Genomic DNA, 12,925 nt, shown 5'->3' on the forward strand with positions numbered 1-12,925 from the left:
GGCTGTCAAAGTTGTCTCAAAATCGAGAGCAATTAATGGAAGAACTATCGACAAATGTTTTTGCTATGTTCCGCACGTTGCGTAATGATATTGGAAAAATATTTGGTGGTTACATACCGTGGAATGAGTTCATCGTCCTTAGAATATTGAATCGTACGAATAAAGAAATGGTATCACGTGTGGCGAATGAGTTAAATGTGTCGAATAGTCATATTACAGCTGTTACAGAAAAATTAATTAATAAAGGTTTTGTAACTCGTTCACGTTCTACGTCAGATCGCCGAGTTGTATATTTGGAGATTACTGAACAAGGAAAAGATTTAGTTGCAAAAATGGAAGGTGCAAAAAAACAATATTTGCAAGAAAGATTTTCTACGCTCTCAGAAGAAGAAATGAATATAATGATATCTATTTCGAAAAAACTTATTTAAGTCATTATAAGTAAGAAAACGCTTACACTTCAAAAAAAGAAGACTTTCCTTATATGAGGAAGGTCTTTTTTCGTATGTAAAAGATTATAAAAAAGAAAATATGTAACATACTACTAATAAAGGAAGGGGGCAGAAATATGACAAATCGAAATGGTAGTAAAGGGAGCGGAAATCAAGGCTCACCGAAATCAGGGCAATTTCAACAAGAGTTTAGTGCAGAATTTGAAACTGGTAACGATAATAAAGGAAAAGAATATCGTTCGAAAAAGGGAAGTAAATCAAAAAAGGAGTGAATCATTTCACTCCTTTTTTGATTTAAGATGCGGCAGATTGATCTGTATTATATTTTTCTTCTGATTTTGCGACAATCATTGCGCAAATTGCATCACCAGAAATATTTACAGCTGTTCTTGACATATCTAGAATGCGGTCAATACCGATAATTAAGGCAATACCTTCTACCGGTAGATTTACTTGATTTAAAACCATCGTCAGCATTACAAGCCCAACACCTGGTACACCAGCAGTGCCGATACTAGCTAGTACAGCAGTTAATACGACTACAGCTAGTTGGGAAATAGTAAGTTCAACGCCGTATACTTGAGCGATAAATACAGTTGCTACACCTTGCATAATGGCAGTACCATCCATATTAATTGTTGCACCTAGTGGTTGTACAAAAGAGCTAATTGCTTTTGGAACACCAAGCTTCTCTTGTGCGGTTTTCATTGCAAATGGAAGAGATGCATTAGAGCTAGATGTACTAAATCCAATCGCCATTACTGGTCCGAAATGTTTAAAGAAACGGACAATGCTTTCTTTTGCCAATACTTTTAATAAGCCACCATATACGAAGACACCGTGAATAATAAGTACTAGCATAACGACAATCATATACTTGAACATCGCAGCGACGCCTGCAAGACCCATTTTACCGACGGATGAAGCAAGCAACCCAAATGTTCCGATTGGAGCTAATTTCATAACGAGATTAACGAGATACATCATTAATTCGTTGCCCTGTTCAAGTAATGAATGAATACCTTGGACACGTTTTCCTAAAATAGCTATACCAAGTCCAATTAATACGGCAAAGGCAATAATTTGTAACATGTTTCCATCAGCCATCGCTTTTGCTGGATTATCTGGTACGATATTTAGCAATGTATCGACGAAAGATGTTTCGGTTTTTGCACCTTCATATTTAAGCCCTTCGGTTTTAAAATTACCACCAGATCCTGGTTGTATAATCAGTGCAAATGTAACTGCAATAGAGATGGCAACGGCTGTAGTTACAAGAAAGAATGAAATTGATTTTAAACCAATTCTTCCAAGTTGCTTCGGATCTCCAAGACCAGCAGCTCCAAGTACGATAGAAATGAATACAACAGGGACAACTAGCATTTTAATGAGGCGAATAAACAATTGACCAAGTGGATTGAACACATATTGATTTAATGGTTCAAAAATGGATGGTGCAGCTAAATTTAAAGTGAGTCCGACAACTAAACCGAGAAATAATGCAATTAAGATTGCCTTTGTTTGTTTCAATAAAATCCCCCCTTATTTTTTGTAAAATAGCTTTCTACATTAATTGTACCGAAAAACTACCTATTTTGACAATATTTTCTGAATATTTCGTACAAAAAGTATCTATTTAAATATAGATTGCTTTTACTAAAGTAAGCAGAAAAAGCTAAATAAACTATTTAGAAAACAAAATAGACCATCACATAGGATGGTCTAGGGAAGGGGACAATTTATGTCAATTTAATTAGGGATGGAAGTTGTTCAAGACACTGGGGAATGTCTTATAAATTAGGGAGGAACAACTTCGATACATATACTATAAAAGATAGATGTGACCGGGGTGTGAACATAGAGTGAAAGAGAGAGGGAGTTTTAAATAGAAGATAGAAAGACAAAAAATAAGACCATCACGCAGGATGGCCAAAGGAAGGGGACAAATTTATGTCAATTTAATTAGGGATGGAAGTTGTTCAAGACACTGGGGAATGTCTTATAAATTAGGGAGGAACAACTTCGATACATATACTATAAAAGATAGATGTGACCGGGGTGTGAACATAGAGTGAAAGAGAGAGGGAGTTTTAAATAGAAGATAAAAAGACAAAAAATAAGACCATCACATATGATGGCCAAAGGAAGGGGACAATTTATGTCAATTTAATTAGGGATGGAAAGCTGTTCAAAGACACTGGGGAATGTCTTATAAATTAGGGAGGAACAGCTCCGATACATATACTATAAAAGATAGATGTGACCCCTATGTGAACATAGAGTGAAAGGTATGAGGATTTAAGAAATGATACATATAAAATGATTGTTGCGAGAGTTGTAGAGTAAGGATAAATATAATAGAAAGAGTCTTGTCATAAAATGAAGTGAAGTTCGAGTATAAATAAAAGTTGAAAACTATGAAAAAAAGGATTATGCTCAACTATATTATAAGAATATAAGGTTTATCCTGCTATTTAAGGTTTTTTATAAGCCTTTAGTTATGAGGGGCAAAAAGGGAGTTAGTGAATATGGAAGTAACAAAAAGACAAAGACTGTATAATCGTTTTATACGATTAAATCCACCACAAATATTAGCATTAGGTTTTTTCTGCTTAATTGTGGTTGGCGGTTTGTTATTAAAGTTACCATTCGCAACGAAAGTACATATTAGTTGGGTAGATGCTTTCTTTACCGCAACGTCAGCAGCGACTGTAACGGGATTGGGAGTAGTAGATACTGCAAGTACGTTTACAATGTTCGGCGAAATTGTAATTATGTTTTTAATTCAAACAGGCGGTCTAGGTCTTATGACAATTGCCATTTTAATTGTTTGGGTATTAGGTAAAAAAATCGGATTACGTCATCGCTTATTAATTGGAGAGGCATTTAATCAGACAAATATAGGTGGTCTTGTAAAATTAGTAAAACGTGTCTTTATATTTTCAATTTGTATTGAGTTTATTGGAGTCATCTTTTTATCATTTCGTTTTATTCCAGAGTTTGGCTTTGGAAAAGGTGTATACTATAGTATTTTTCACGTAATCGCATCTTATAATAATGCTGGATTTGCTCTATGGCCGGATAATTTAACAAGGTATGTAGGCGATCCGATTATTAATATTGGGATTTGCTCTTTAATCGTAATAGGCGGTCTCGGATTTACCGTACTAATTGATATATGGTATAGCCGTAGTTTTCGAAAACTATCGCTTCATTCCAAAATCATGATTATTGGAACGGTAGCGCTAAATGTGATAGCGATGATTGTGATTTTTGTATTGGAATATAATAATGTGAAGACGTTAGGGAATTTACCGTTAAATGAAAAGTTATGGGCTTCTTTTTTCCAAGGGATTACTCCTCGTACGGCTGGATTTAATACAGTTGACTACGGGGGAATGGAAGAATCATCTATATTATTTACGATGGTTTTAATGTTTATTGGTGCAGGAAGTGTATCAACAGGTGGAGGGATTAAATTAACAACGTTTGTTATTTTAGTTACATCTGTTCTTTCTTTCTTTAGAAAGAAAGAGGAAATCGTATTATTTCAGCGCACAATTAAAATGTCGACAGTAACGAGAGCATTAGCAATTGCCGTTGCTAGTCAAATCCTTATTTTTGCAGCAGTATTTATGTTAATGCTTACAGAAGACTTCAGTTTTATTCAGTTACTATTTGAAACAATTTCAGCGTTTGGAACAGTAGGATTAACGATGGGAATTACTGCAAAGTTATCAGCGTTTGGAAAATGTATGATTATGTTTGTTATGTTTTGTGGATTAATCGGACCGTTAACACTTGTATTTTCTTTAGCGCGACCAGCAAAACAAAAAATTAAATATCCGTCAGAAGATGTATTTACAGGATAAGGTATCCCGCATAAGCGAGATACCTTTTTCTTTTTAAAAGAGGGAGAACAATAAGCCGATAAGCGCTACTCGGAATAAAATTGCAATGAGTGCTGCAATTCCACCGACAATCGCAGCGATACCACCAGTTACAGTAGCTCCGCGGTTATAAGCGTAAATACCTAGTAGTACAGAAACAAGACCGAATAATGTTGGGAAGGTGAAAAGTGATAAGATAGATAAGGCAAGAGCGATAAAGCCAGCCGTTGATCCAGCAGCGGACGATCTTACATCATCTTTATGTTCCTTCTCATCGTAATCATAATCAATGCGCTGTGGTGCAACCTCAGCTGCATATTCTTCTTTATAGTCACTATAATCACTATCTATTCTATCTCTTTTTTTATACTCATCAAATTTCTCAGTCAAAGTCATGACTCCTTTCATAACAAGGTTCAATAGTAGTATGTATCTCTTTTTCCTTTTTATCCGAGTATGTACAGGGAGTAATATCCATTTAAAAGGTGAAGATTGTTTTTTTGAAATAGGAAAAGTTAGTATGACTTCCTCTATTTTGGAAAGTATAAAAAAGAATAATGAGGAAAGGGTGCAATACATAATGGAACATCCAATTGAAAATTTAATGAAAACAGCAATGACAAATTTAAAAGAGATGGTAGATGTAAATACGATTGTTGGAAGTCCAGTTTCAACAGCTGACGGAAATGTAGTATTAACAGTATCTCAAGTGGCCTTTGGTTTTGGAGCTGGAGGAAGTGACTTTAAAGGTGAATTTATTTCTGAAAAACATAATAATGGACAAGGGCAGCATAAAGAGAATAAGCAAAGTCATCCATTTGGAGGCGGAAGCGGGGCTGGGGTTTCTATTAGCCCAGTTGCTTTTTTAGTAGTTGGTTCTAACGGTGTGCAAGTATTGCATCTCAATAGTAGTACACATTTAATTGAAAAAGCTTTAAATACCGTACCAAGCACTGTAGATAAATTTGTAAATGGTCGCTAAAGGTGAACTTGCATTTTTTAGGAATTATGATATATTAGAAAAAGTGCGCTTTAGGATGATCGGAATAATTGAACTGTAAATATATATGATGTGTGGAATAAGGGAGAGGAATTTATGATTAATATCAAAAACTTAGTAGTTGGCTTATGTATGTTAGTAAGCGGTTTTGTTGTATATGTAATAAAAGAAAAAGCTCCATTCTAAAACAGACAAACCGTTATTGTCTGTTTTAAATTTGTGAAAAATGTTGACAAGTTGCTATATTGATGTTAAAATTTTAATTCGTGTCTCGGTTACAGCTAGTGTAAAGTAAATAAATCTTATAAATATAATACGAAAAGTTTGCGAAAGATCGGGTAGTTTTACCAACAACTTTTGTGAACAAACCCTATAAATTATAATTATAGGCTTTATAGGTATACTAGTGAATCAAGGAGCGGTCAGTGGAACCGTAATGATGAGAGAGAGGTAGGGCTTTCATCCAGTATATGTTACTTTCCCGTTAGGTGAATATAAAAAAGAGGACTCCTTTTCAAAAGGGGTCCTCTTTCTTTTTTGTATTGAATTTAAATGCGGCTCTCAACTTGCTGGCAAATTTCATCTGTTGTTAAACCGTGGGCGTTAATTACCGATCCTTTTATTGATGTATCTGCAATACCCATCATATTAGAATCTTGCCCAGTTACAACGCAACAGTCGCATCCTTGTGCGTCATGTTCCGAGTTAATTGTAATGACTTCATGCCCCTGTTGCTGAAGAGCTTGTTGGACATCTGTTAACGAATTTTCAACACCAATTTTAGCCATAATTCTCACCTCCTACCATCTAGTTGTTAGTATGCTCAAGTTCATCGTATATATTTATATAAAGACGGTAGGAAGCATATATTTATCTGTTATTTACGGGTAGTCTGATTAAAGTACGACTTTATTTAGTCGTTATATACACCAGTAAGCATTTGACTTACGAATTGATCGTTTAGAGTATCTTGGGCGGAAGAAGTATTTGAATGAATGTCGATTGAAGCAATGAAATTGTTATATTCTTTATTATTTGGTTCTACCTCTACATAATTATCAAATTTACAAAAACCTTTCGTATCCATTAGATCAAATAGTTGAAGCATCTCTACTACCTCTTGTCTCGTTCCTTTAATTTGTACACACGCCATATTGATTTCCTCCTTCATTTTGACAAATTGTTTTTTAAAAATAGGATTATGATTCCGAAATGAAAAATATGAATGTTATTTTTAGACAGCGTTATTTTTGTTATTTTCCCCCTTTTTCAGCAAAAGTCGTTGTATATTCCCGAATTTATAAAAACGGACGTCCGTTTATTGAATACAATAGATTCGTATCAATTGACGAAAATCCTTCTTTTAAACAAATATTTTTTTAATGGAAATTGACGAAAAAAATTTTTTGACTTTTTGTAAACGTTAACAATGTTGTTAAATCAATATAATTAAAGATGTACGTACGAATAAAAATTATAAATTTTCTAAAAATTCACTTGATTTATTTAGAAAGGAGAGTAAACTAGGAAACAATAAAAAATTCATAGAACATAGGAGGCGCTTTCCAGTGAACGAGCAATGGATTTTCTTAAATGGAGAATTTGTTCCAAAAGACGAGGCAAAAGTATCAGTATATGATCATGGTTATTTATATGGAGATGGAGTATTTGAAGGAATTAGAGTTTATAGCGGTAATGTTTTCCGTTTGAGAGAGCATCTTGTCCGGTTATATGAATCAGCAAAATCCATCATGTTAGAAATTCCATATTCTTTAGATGAAGTAACGAATATTGTTGTTGAGACGATTCGACAAAATAAATTATCTAATGGATACATTCGCCTAGTTGTATCGAGAGGAGCAGGAAATCTTGGGTTAGATCCTGATTCTTGTAAAAAACCGAATGTAGTAGTAATTGCAGAGCAACTATCTTTATTCCCACAAGAATATTATGAAAAAGGGATTCCAGTTGTAACAGTTGCAACGCGCCGAAACCGTCCAGATGTATTGTCGCCTCAAGTAAAATCTTTAAATTACTTAAACAATATTTTAGTTCGCATCGAAGCGAAATTGGCTGGAGTACAAGAAGCGCTTATGTTAAATGATCAAGGATACGTAGCTGAAGGCTCAGGGGATAACGTATTTATTGTAAAAGGAAATAAATTAATTACACCACCAAGTTCTGCTGGAGCGTTAGAAGGCATTACACGAAATGCTATTTTAGAAATTGGTGAAAAACTTGGATATGACGTTAGAGAAGAGTTATTTACAAGACATGACGTATATGTAGCTGATGAAGTATTTTTAACAGGAACAGCAGCGGAAGTAATTGCTGTTACGACAGTAGATGGTAGAACGATTGGTTTAGGGCAAACGGGTCCACATACGAATCGTTTATTAGAAGAATTCCGAAAGTTAGTTATAGAAGATGGAGAGAAAATTTACGAAGAAAATAAAGTTGGATAACAACTTTTTATAACATAAGAAAGCGTTGATAGGGAGGAGTAGTTGATTGTGAAGCCTCACAGAGAGTCGGTGGTTGCTGGAAACCGATGGTTCACGTCGACGAACATCGCCCTTGAGTGCTAAGCTGAAGCATTTGTCTAGGCTTAGACGGTAGCTCCGTTATTAGCTAGACTCATTTTATGGGTCACTGAGGCAAGAGTATTCTTGCAAAGAAGGGTGGTACCGCGAAATCTTTCGTCCCTTCAGCACATAGCTGGAGTGTGGACGTAGGATTTTTTTTATTGATAAAAGTTTTTAAAAGGGGGCTTATAAGAACAATGTCTTCAAAAACGGAAGAGAAACTGGCAACTGGTGCACAGCTATTGTTAGAAGCGCTAGAAAAGGAAGGAGTAGAAGTGATTTTCGGTTATCCTGGTGGTGCTGTTTTACCTCTTTATGATGCACTCTATGACTGTGAAATTCCGCATATTTTAACAAGGCATGAACAAGGTGCTATTCACGCTGCTGAAGGGTATGCCAGAATTACTGGCAATCCAGGGGTTGTCATAGCAACGAGTGGACCAGGTGCTACAAATGTGATTACTGGTCTAGCAGATGCGATGATTGATTCATTGCCACTTGTTGTATTTACAGGGCAAGTAGCAACAACGTTAATTGGAAGTGATGCTTTCCAAGAAGCGGATATTATGGGGCTTACGATGCCAGTGACAAAACATAACTATCAAGTGCGAAAGGCTTCAGATTTACCTCGAATTATTAAAGAGGCATTTCATATTGCTAGAACAGGAAGACCAGGCCCAGTCGTTATTGACCTTCCGAAAGATATGGTAGTAGAGCAAGGCGAACGATGTAGCGATGTGCAAATGGATTTACCAGGATACAACCCTAATTATGAACCGAATCTACTGCAAATAAACAAATTATTACAAGCAATTCAGGTTGCAAACAAGCCATTAATTTTAGCTGGAGCAGGTGTATTGCATGCGAAAGCTTCAAAGGAATTAACAAGTTTTGCTCGTAAATATGAAATTCCTGTTGTGCATACATTACTTGGTCTCGGTGGGTTTCCACCAGATGATGAACTATTTCTAGGGATGGGAGGAATGCATGGTTCTTACACAGCTAATATGGCATTATATGAATGCGACTTACTCATTAATATAGGCGCTAGATTCGATGATCGTCTTACTGGAAATTTAGCTTATTTTGCGAAAGAGGCGACTGTCGCGCATATCGATATTGATCCAGCAGAAATCGGAAAAAATGTACCGACTGAAATTCCTATTGTTGCAAGTGCTAAGCAAGCGCTCCAAGTATTACTTCAACCAGAAGGAAGGAAAGAAAATCATCATGAGTGGATCTCTTTATTAAAGAATAGAAAAGAAAAGTATCCATTCTCTTATAAACGAAATTCTGAAAGTATTAAGCCTCAATATGCAATTGATATGTTATATGAAATTACGAAGGGAGAAGCGATTGTAACAACAGATGTGGGGCAACATCAAATGTGGGCAGCCCAATATTATCCGCTGAAAACTCCAGATAAATGGGTAACTTCAGGAGGACTAGGAACGATGGGCTTCGGATTTCCAGCAGCAATTGGTGCCCAAATTGCAAAGCCTGATGAATTAGTTATTGCAATTGTTGGTGACGCTGGATTTCAAATGACTCTGCAAGAATTAAGTGTGTTAAAAGAACACTCTTTACCTGTTAAAGTATTTATTTTAAATAATGAAGCTTTAGGAATGGTAAGACAATGGCAAGATGAATTTTATAACAAAAGATATTCGCACTCTTTACTATCGTGTCAACCAGATTTCGTTGCTCTTGCGAATGCGTATGGCATAAAAGGGGTTCGCATAGATGATCCACTTCTTGCGAAGAAACAATTGCAGCATGCAATTCAATTACAAGAGCCAGTTGTAATTGATTGCCGTGTACTTCAATCAGAAAAGGTAATGCCGATGGTTGCGCCAGGGAAAGGTGTTCACCAAATGGAGGGAGTGGAAAAAAGGTGAAGAGAATTGTTACAGCAACAGTTCGAAATCAAAGTGGTGTGTTAAACCGAATTACAGGTGTTATGACACGAAGACATTTTAATATTGAAAGTATTTCAGTAGGTCATACGGAATCATCGGACATATCGCGGATGACGATTGTTGTACACGTTGAAAATGAACAGCAAGTAGAGCAGTTAATTAAACAACTTCATAAGCAAATTGATGTTTTGAAAGTATCAGATATTACAGAAGAAGCGATGATTGCAAGAGAACTCGCACTTATTAAAGTAGCAACATCAGTAGCAAGAGCAGAATTATACAGTTTAATTGAACCGTTTCGAGCCGCTGTAATAGATGTTGGGAAGGATTCCATAGTTGTGCAAGTAACAGGTACGCAGGAAAAAGTAGAAGCATTAATTGAATTACTTCGTCCATACGGTTTGAAAGAAATTGCAAGAACAGGTGTAACAGCCTTTACGCGTAGTATGAAAAAGCAAGATAAGCAAGTAATGTTAATTCAATAATCATTTAAATATAGGGGGAAATGAAAATGGCAAAAGTTTATTATGAAAAAGATGTAACGGTAAATGTATTAAAGGAAAAAAAAGTAGCAATCATTGGATATGGCTCGCAAGGTCATGCACATGCGCAAAATTTACGTGATAACGGATTTGATGTAGTAGTAGGTTTAAGAAAAGGGAAGTCTTGGGATAAAGCGAAAGAAGATGGATTTTCTGTATATACAGTAGCAGAAGCAGCAAAGCAGGCTGATGTAGTAATGATTTTGCTGCCAGATGAACTGCAACCAGAAGTATATGAAGCGGAAATTGCGCCAAATTTACAGGCAGGAAATTCTCTCGTTTTTGCACACGGATTTAATGTTCACTTTGATCAAGTGAAACCACCAGCGAATGTAGATGTATTTCTAGTAGCGCCAAAAGGTCCAGGACATCTTGTACGCCGTACATTTGTTGAAGGCGGAGCTGTTCCTGCATTATTTGCAGTATACCAAGATGCAACAGGAGTTGCGACTGAAAAGGCACTTTCTTATGCTGATGGAATTGGAGCGACGAGAGCTGGTGTATTAGAAACGACATTTAAAGAAGAAACGGAAACAGATTTATTTGGAGAGCAAGCTGTACTTTGCGGCGGAGTAACTGCGCTGGTGAAAGCTGGATTTGAAACGTTAGTTGATGCCGGATATCAGCCGGAACTTGCATATTTTGAATGTTTACATGAACTGAAACTTATTGTTGACCTTATGTATGAAGGTGGACTCGAAAATATGAGATATTCAGTTTCAGATACAGCGCAGTGGGGCGACTTCGTATCAGGACCACGTGTTGTAACGGAAGATACGAAGAAAGCGATGGGTACAGTACTAGCAGAAATTCAAGATGGTACATTTGCAAGAGGTTGGATTGCAGAGCATAAAGCAGGAAGACCGAATTTCCATGCGACAAATGAGAAAGAGAATGAACACGAAATCGAAGTAGTTGGACGTAAATTACGTGAAATGATGCCTTTCGTACAGCCGCGAGTAAAGGTAGGGATGAAATAATATGAAGCAGATTTTGTTCATGGATACGACGCTACGTGATGGCGAACAATCACCAGGAGTGAATTTAAATGAACAAGAGAAATTGCAAATTGCAAGGCAATTAGAAAGACTAGGAATTCATGTTATGGAAGCTGGCTTTGCAGCAGCTTCCGAAGGGGATTTTCAATCGGTAAAACGTATCGCGAATACAATTCAAAATGCTACAGTTATGAGTTTAGCTAGAGCGAAAGAAAGCGATATTCGAAGAGCATATGAAGCTGTGAAAGGTGCGGTATCTCCTCGTTTACACGTATTTTTAGCTACGAGTGATATTCATATGAAATATAAACTTTGTATGTCAAAAGAGGATGTGTTAGATAGTATTCATCGTTCTGTTACACTTGGAAAATCATTATTTCCAACAGTACAATTTTCTGCAGAAGATGCGACAAGAACAGCAAGAGATTTTTTAGCTGAGGCAGTAGAAGTTGCGATTCGTGCAGGAGCCAATGTAATTAACATTCCAGATACAGTTGGATATACGAATCCAGAAGAATATTATTCTCTTTTTAAGTACTTACAAGAATCCGTTCCTTCATATGAAAAAGCAATTTTCTCTTGTCATTGTCACGATGACCTTGGAATGGCTGTAGCAAATTCGTTAGCTGCAGTTGAAGGGGGAGCATTGCAAGTAGAAGGAACAATTAATGGAATTGGAGAGAGAGCAGGGAATGCGGCGTTAGAAGAGGTTGCAGTTGCTCTTCATATTAGAAAAGATTTCTATAAAGCAGAGCCTTCTATGACGCTAAAAGAAATTAAAGCGACAAGTACATTAGTAAGCAGATTAACAGGTATGGTTGTACCGAAGAATAAAGCAATCGTGGGAGCGAATGCATTCGCTCATGAATCCGGAATTCATCAAGACGGCGTTCTAAAAGAAGTGACAACGTATGAAATTATTGAACCAGAGTTAGTAGGCGAATCTCAAAACCTATTTGTACTTGGAAAACATTCTGGACGTCACGCGTTTACAGAAAAAATGAAAGAGCTTGGCTATGAATTTACAACGGAAGAACGAGATGCAGTGTTTGAAGCGTTTAAAAAATTAGCTGATCGTAAGAAGGAAATTACGGAGGAAGATTTACGAGCACTTATGCTTGGTGAAGCAGCATTTGCGGCTCAGCAATTTAATATTACGCAACTGCAAGTACATTTCGTATCAAATAGTACACAATGTGCGACAGTTGTACTAAAAGATGAGGAAGGAAATGTATTCGAAGATGCAGCTACTGGCTCTGGTAGTATTGAAGCAATTTATAATGCAATCCAAAGAATTTTAGGATTAGAATGTGAATTGGCGGATTATCGCATACAATCTATTACACAAGGTCAAGATGCACTGGCTCATGTTCATGTTGAATTAAAAGAAGGAACACATCAAGTATCAGGTTTTGGTGTTGCGCAAGACGTATTGGAAGCGTCGGCGAGAGCATATGTCCACGCAGCGGGGAAATTGAAATCTTTTATCCAGCTGGTGAAATAAGTGTTTGATAGGTGAGAGGGGCTATTCTCACCTAT

14 protein-coding genes and 1 other annotated feature are annotated in these 12,925 nt (G+C 36.5%); of the genes, 10 read left to right on the forward strand and 4 right to left on the reverse strand.

Annotated elements, in window-relative coordinates; translation table 11 throughout:
• The first annotated feature begins 11 nt into the window (after positions 1 to 11).
• Both BAQ46_RS03420 and BAQ46_RS03425 read left to right on the forward strand, forming a co-directional pair.
• Positions 12 to 431 (forward strand): MarR family winged helix-turn-helix transcriptional regulator, encoded by a 420-nt coding sequence (locus tag BAQ46_RS03420; RefSeq protein ID WP_000081439.1) that lies wholly within the window; start codon positions 12 to 14, stop codon positions 429 to 431.
• 137 nt (positions 432 to 568) lie between these two features.
• Entirely contained in the window at positions 569 to 724 is a 156-nt protein-coding gene (locus BAQ46_RS03425; RefSeq protein WP_000184931.1) for a hypothetical protein, read from the forward strand.
• Positions 725 to 746: 22 nt separating this feature from the next.
• Here BAQ46_RS03425 and BAQ46_RS03430 read toward each other — a convergent pair whose 3' ends face one another.
• On the reverse strand, positions 747 to 1,982 hold the full coding sequence (locus tag BAQ46_RS03430; RefSeq protein WP_000814817.1) for a dicarboxylate/amino acid:cation symporter: 1,236 nt from the start codon (positions 1,980 to 1,982) through the stop codon (positions 747 to 749).
• 998 nt (positions 1,983 to 2,980) lie between these two features.
• Between BAQ46_RS03430 and BAQ46_RS03435 the strand changes: the two genes are divergently transcribed.
• Positions 2,981 to 4,324, forward strand: coding sequence for a TrkH family potassium uptake protein (locus BAQ46_RS03435; protein ID WP_000454130.1), 1,344 nt, complete (start codon positions 2,981 to 2,983; stop codon positions 4,322 to 4,324).
• A gap of 33 nt (positions 4,325 to 4,357) precedes the next feature.
• Here BAQ46_RS03435 and BAQ46_RS03440 read toward each other — a convergent pair whose 3' ends face one another.
• Positions 4,358 to 4,750, reverse strand: a complete 393-nt coding sequence (locus BAQ46_RS03440; RefSeq protein WP_001997037.1) for an imidazole glycerol phosphate synthase — start codon at positions 4,748 to 4,750, stop codon at positions 4,358 to 4,360.
• A 112-nt stretch (positions 4,751 to 4,862) separates the two neighbouring features.
• Here BAQ46_RS03440 and ytfJ point away from each other — a divergent pair, with 112 nt between their 5' ends.
• Positions 4,863 to 5,324, forward strand: a complete 462-nt coding sequence (ytfJ, locus tag BAQ46_RS03445; protein ID WP_001997038.1) for a GerW family sporulation protein — start codon at positions 4,863 to 4,865, stop codon at positions 5,322 to 5,324.
• A gap of 114 nt (positions 5,325 to 5,438) precedes the next feature.
• The gene (locus BAQ46_RS03450; RefSeq protein ID WP_000608225.1) at positions 5,439 to 5,528 is read left to right on the forward strand and encodes a hypothetical protein; all 90 of its coding nucleotides are present in this window, start codon (positions 5,439 to 5,441) and stop codon (positions 5,526 to 5,528) included.
• A 362-nt stretch (positions 5,529 to 5,890) separates the two neighbouring features.
• Here BAQ46_RS03450 and BAQ46_RS03460 read toward each other — a convergent pair whose 3' ends face one another.
• Together BAQ46_RS03460 and BAQ46_RS03465 are read right to left on the reverse strand one after the other, a co-directional pair.
• Positions 5,891 to 6,130, reverse strand: coding sequence for a YkuS family protein (locus BAQ46_RS03460; RefSeq protein WP_001062580.1), 240 nt, complete (start codon positions 6,128 to 6,130; stop codon positions 5,891 to 5,893).
• Between the two features lie 125 nt (positions 6,131 to 6,255).
• On the reverse strand, positions 6,256 to 6,495 hold the full coding sequence (locus BAQ46_RS03465) for a DUF3911 family protein (protein WP_000752508.1): 240 nt from the start codon (positions 6,493 to 6,495) through the stop codon (positions 6,256 to 6,258).
• A gap of 415 nt (positions 6,496 to 6,910) precedes the next feature.
• Here BAQ46_RS03465 and ilvE point away from each other — a divergent pair, with 415 nt between their 5' ends.
• From ilvE to leuA, 5 genes are all read left to right on the forward strand, one after another.
• Positions 6,911 to 7,807 (forward strand): branched-chain-amino-acid transaminase, encoded by an 897-nt coding sequence (gene ilvE, locus BAQ46_RS03475; RefSeq protein WP_001005497.1) that lies wholly within the window; start codon positions 6,911 to 6,913, stop codon positions 7,805 to 7,807.
• Between the two features lie 16 nt (positions 7,808 to 7,823).
• Positions 7,824 to 8,052, forward strand: a binding site (T-box leader).
• 72 nt (positions 8,053 to 8,124) lie between these two features.
• Positions 8,125 to 9,825 (forward strand): acetolactate synthase large subunit, encoded by a 1,701-nt coding sequence (gene ilvB / locus BAQ46_RS03480; RefSeq protein WP_000095855.1) that lies wholly within the window; start codon positions 8,125 to 8,127, stop codon positions 9,823 to 9,825.
• Complete coding sequence (gene ilvN / locus BAQ46_RS03485; protein ID WP_000822948.1) at positions 9,822 to 10,331, forward strand: acetolactate synthase small subunit; 510 nt, start codon at positions 9,822 to 9,824, stop codon at positions 10,329 to 10,331. Before ilvB ends, ilvN begins: the two co-directional genes overlap by 4 nt.
• Before the next feature lie 26 nt (positions 10,332 to 10,357).
• Positions 10,358 to 11,368, forward strand: a complete 1,011-nt coding sequence (gene ilvC, locus BAQ46_RS03490) for a ketol-acid reductoisomerase (RefSeq protein WP_001151736.1) — start codon at positions 10,358 to 10,360, stop codon at positions 11,366 to 11,368.
• Position 11,369: 1 nt separating this feature from the next.
• A complete protein-coding gene (gene leuA, locus BAQ46_RS03495) occupies positions 11,370 to 12,890 on the forward strand; it encodes a 2-isopropylmalate synthase (RefSeq protein WP_071741625.1) in 1,521 nt (506 codons plus the stop codon).
• Positions 12,891 to 12,925 lie beyond the last annotated feature (35 nt).

The sequence above is a fragment of the Bacillus paranthracis genome (genome assembly GCF_001883995.1).
Taxonomy (GTDB): Bacteria; Bacillota; Bacilli; order Bacillales; family Bacillaceae_G; genus Bacillus_A; species Bacillus_A paranthracis.

What these genes read in the sequence shown, in the direction of transcription:
- BAQ46_RS03425 (WP_000184931.1), top strand. Translation starts at nt 569, where the DNA reads ATGACAAATCGAAATGGTAGTAAAGGGAGCGGAAATCAAGGCTCACCG.
- BAQ46_RS03435 (WP_000454130.1), top strand. Translation starts at nt 2,981, where the DNA reads ATGGAAGTAACAAAAAGACAAAGACTGTATAATCGTTTTATACGATTA.
- BAQ46_RS03440 (WP_001997037.1), bottom strand. Translation starts at nt 4,750, where the DNA reads ATGAAAGGAGTCATGACTTTGACTGAGAAATTTGATGAGTATAAAAAA.
- ytfJ (WP_001997038.1), top strand. Translation starts at nt 4,863, where the DNA reads ATGACTTCCTCTATTTTGGAAAGTATAAAAAAGAATAATGAGGAAAGG.
- BAQ46_RS03450 (WP_000608225.1), top strand. Translation starts at nt 5,439, where the DNA reads ATGATTAATATCAAAAACTTAGTAGTTGGCTTATGTATGTTAGTAAGC.
- BAQ46_RS03460 (WP_001062580.1), bottom strand. Translation starts at nt 6,130, where the DNA reads ATGGCTAAAATTGGTGTTGAAAATTCGTTAACAGATGTCCAACAAGCT.
- BAQ46_RS03465 (WP_000752508.1), bottom strand. Translation starts at nt 6,495, where the DNA reads ATGGCGTGTGTACAAATTAAAGGAACGAGACAAGAGGTAGTAGAGATG.
- ilvB (WP_000095855.1), top strand. Translation starts at nt 8,125, where the DNA reads ATGTCTTCAAAAACGGAAGAGAAACTGGCAACTGGTGCACAGCTATTG.
- ilvC (WP_001151736.1), top strand. Translation starts at nt 10,358, where the DNA reads ATGGCAAAAGTTTATTATGAAAAAGATGTAACGGTAAATGTATTAAAG.
- leuA (WP_071741625.1), top strand. Translation starts at nt 11,370, where the DNA reads ATGAAGCAGATTTTGTTCATGGATACGACGCTACGTGATGGCGAACAA.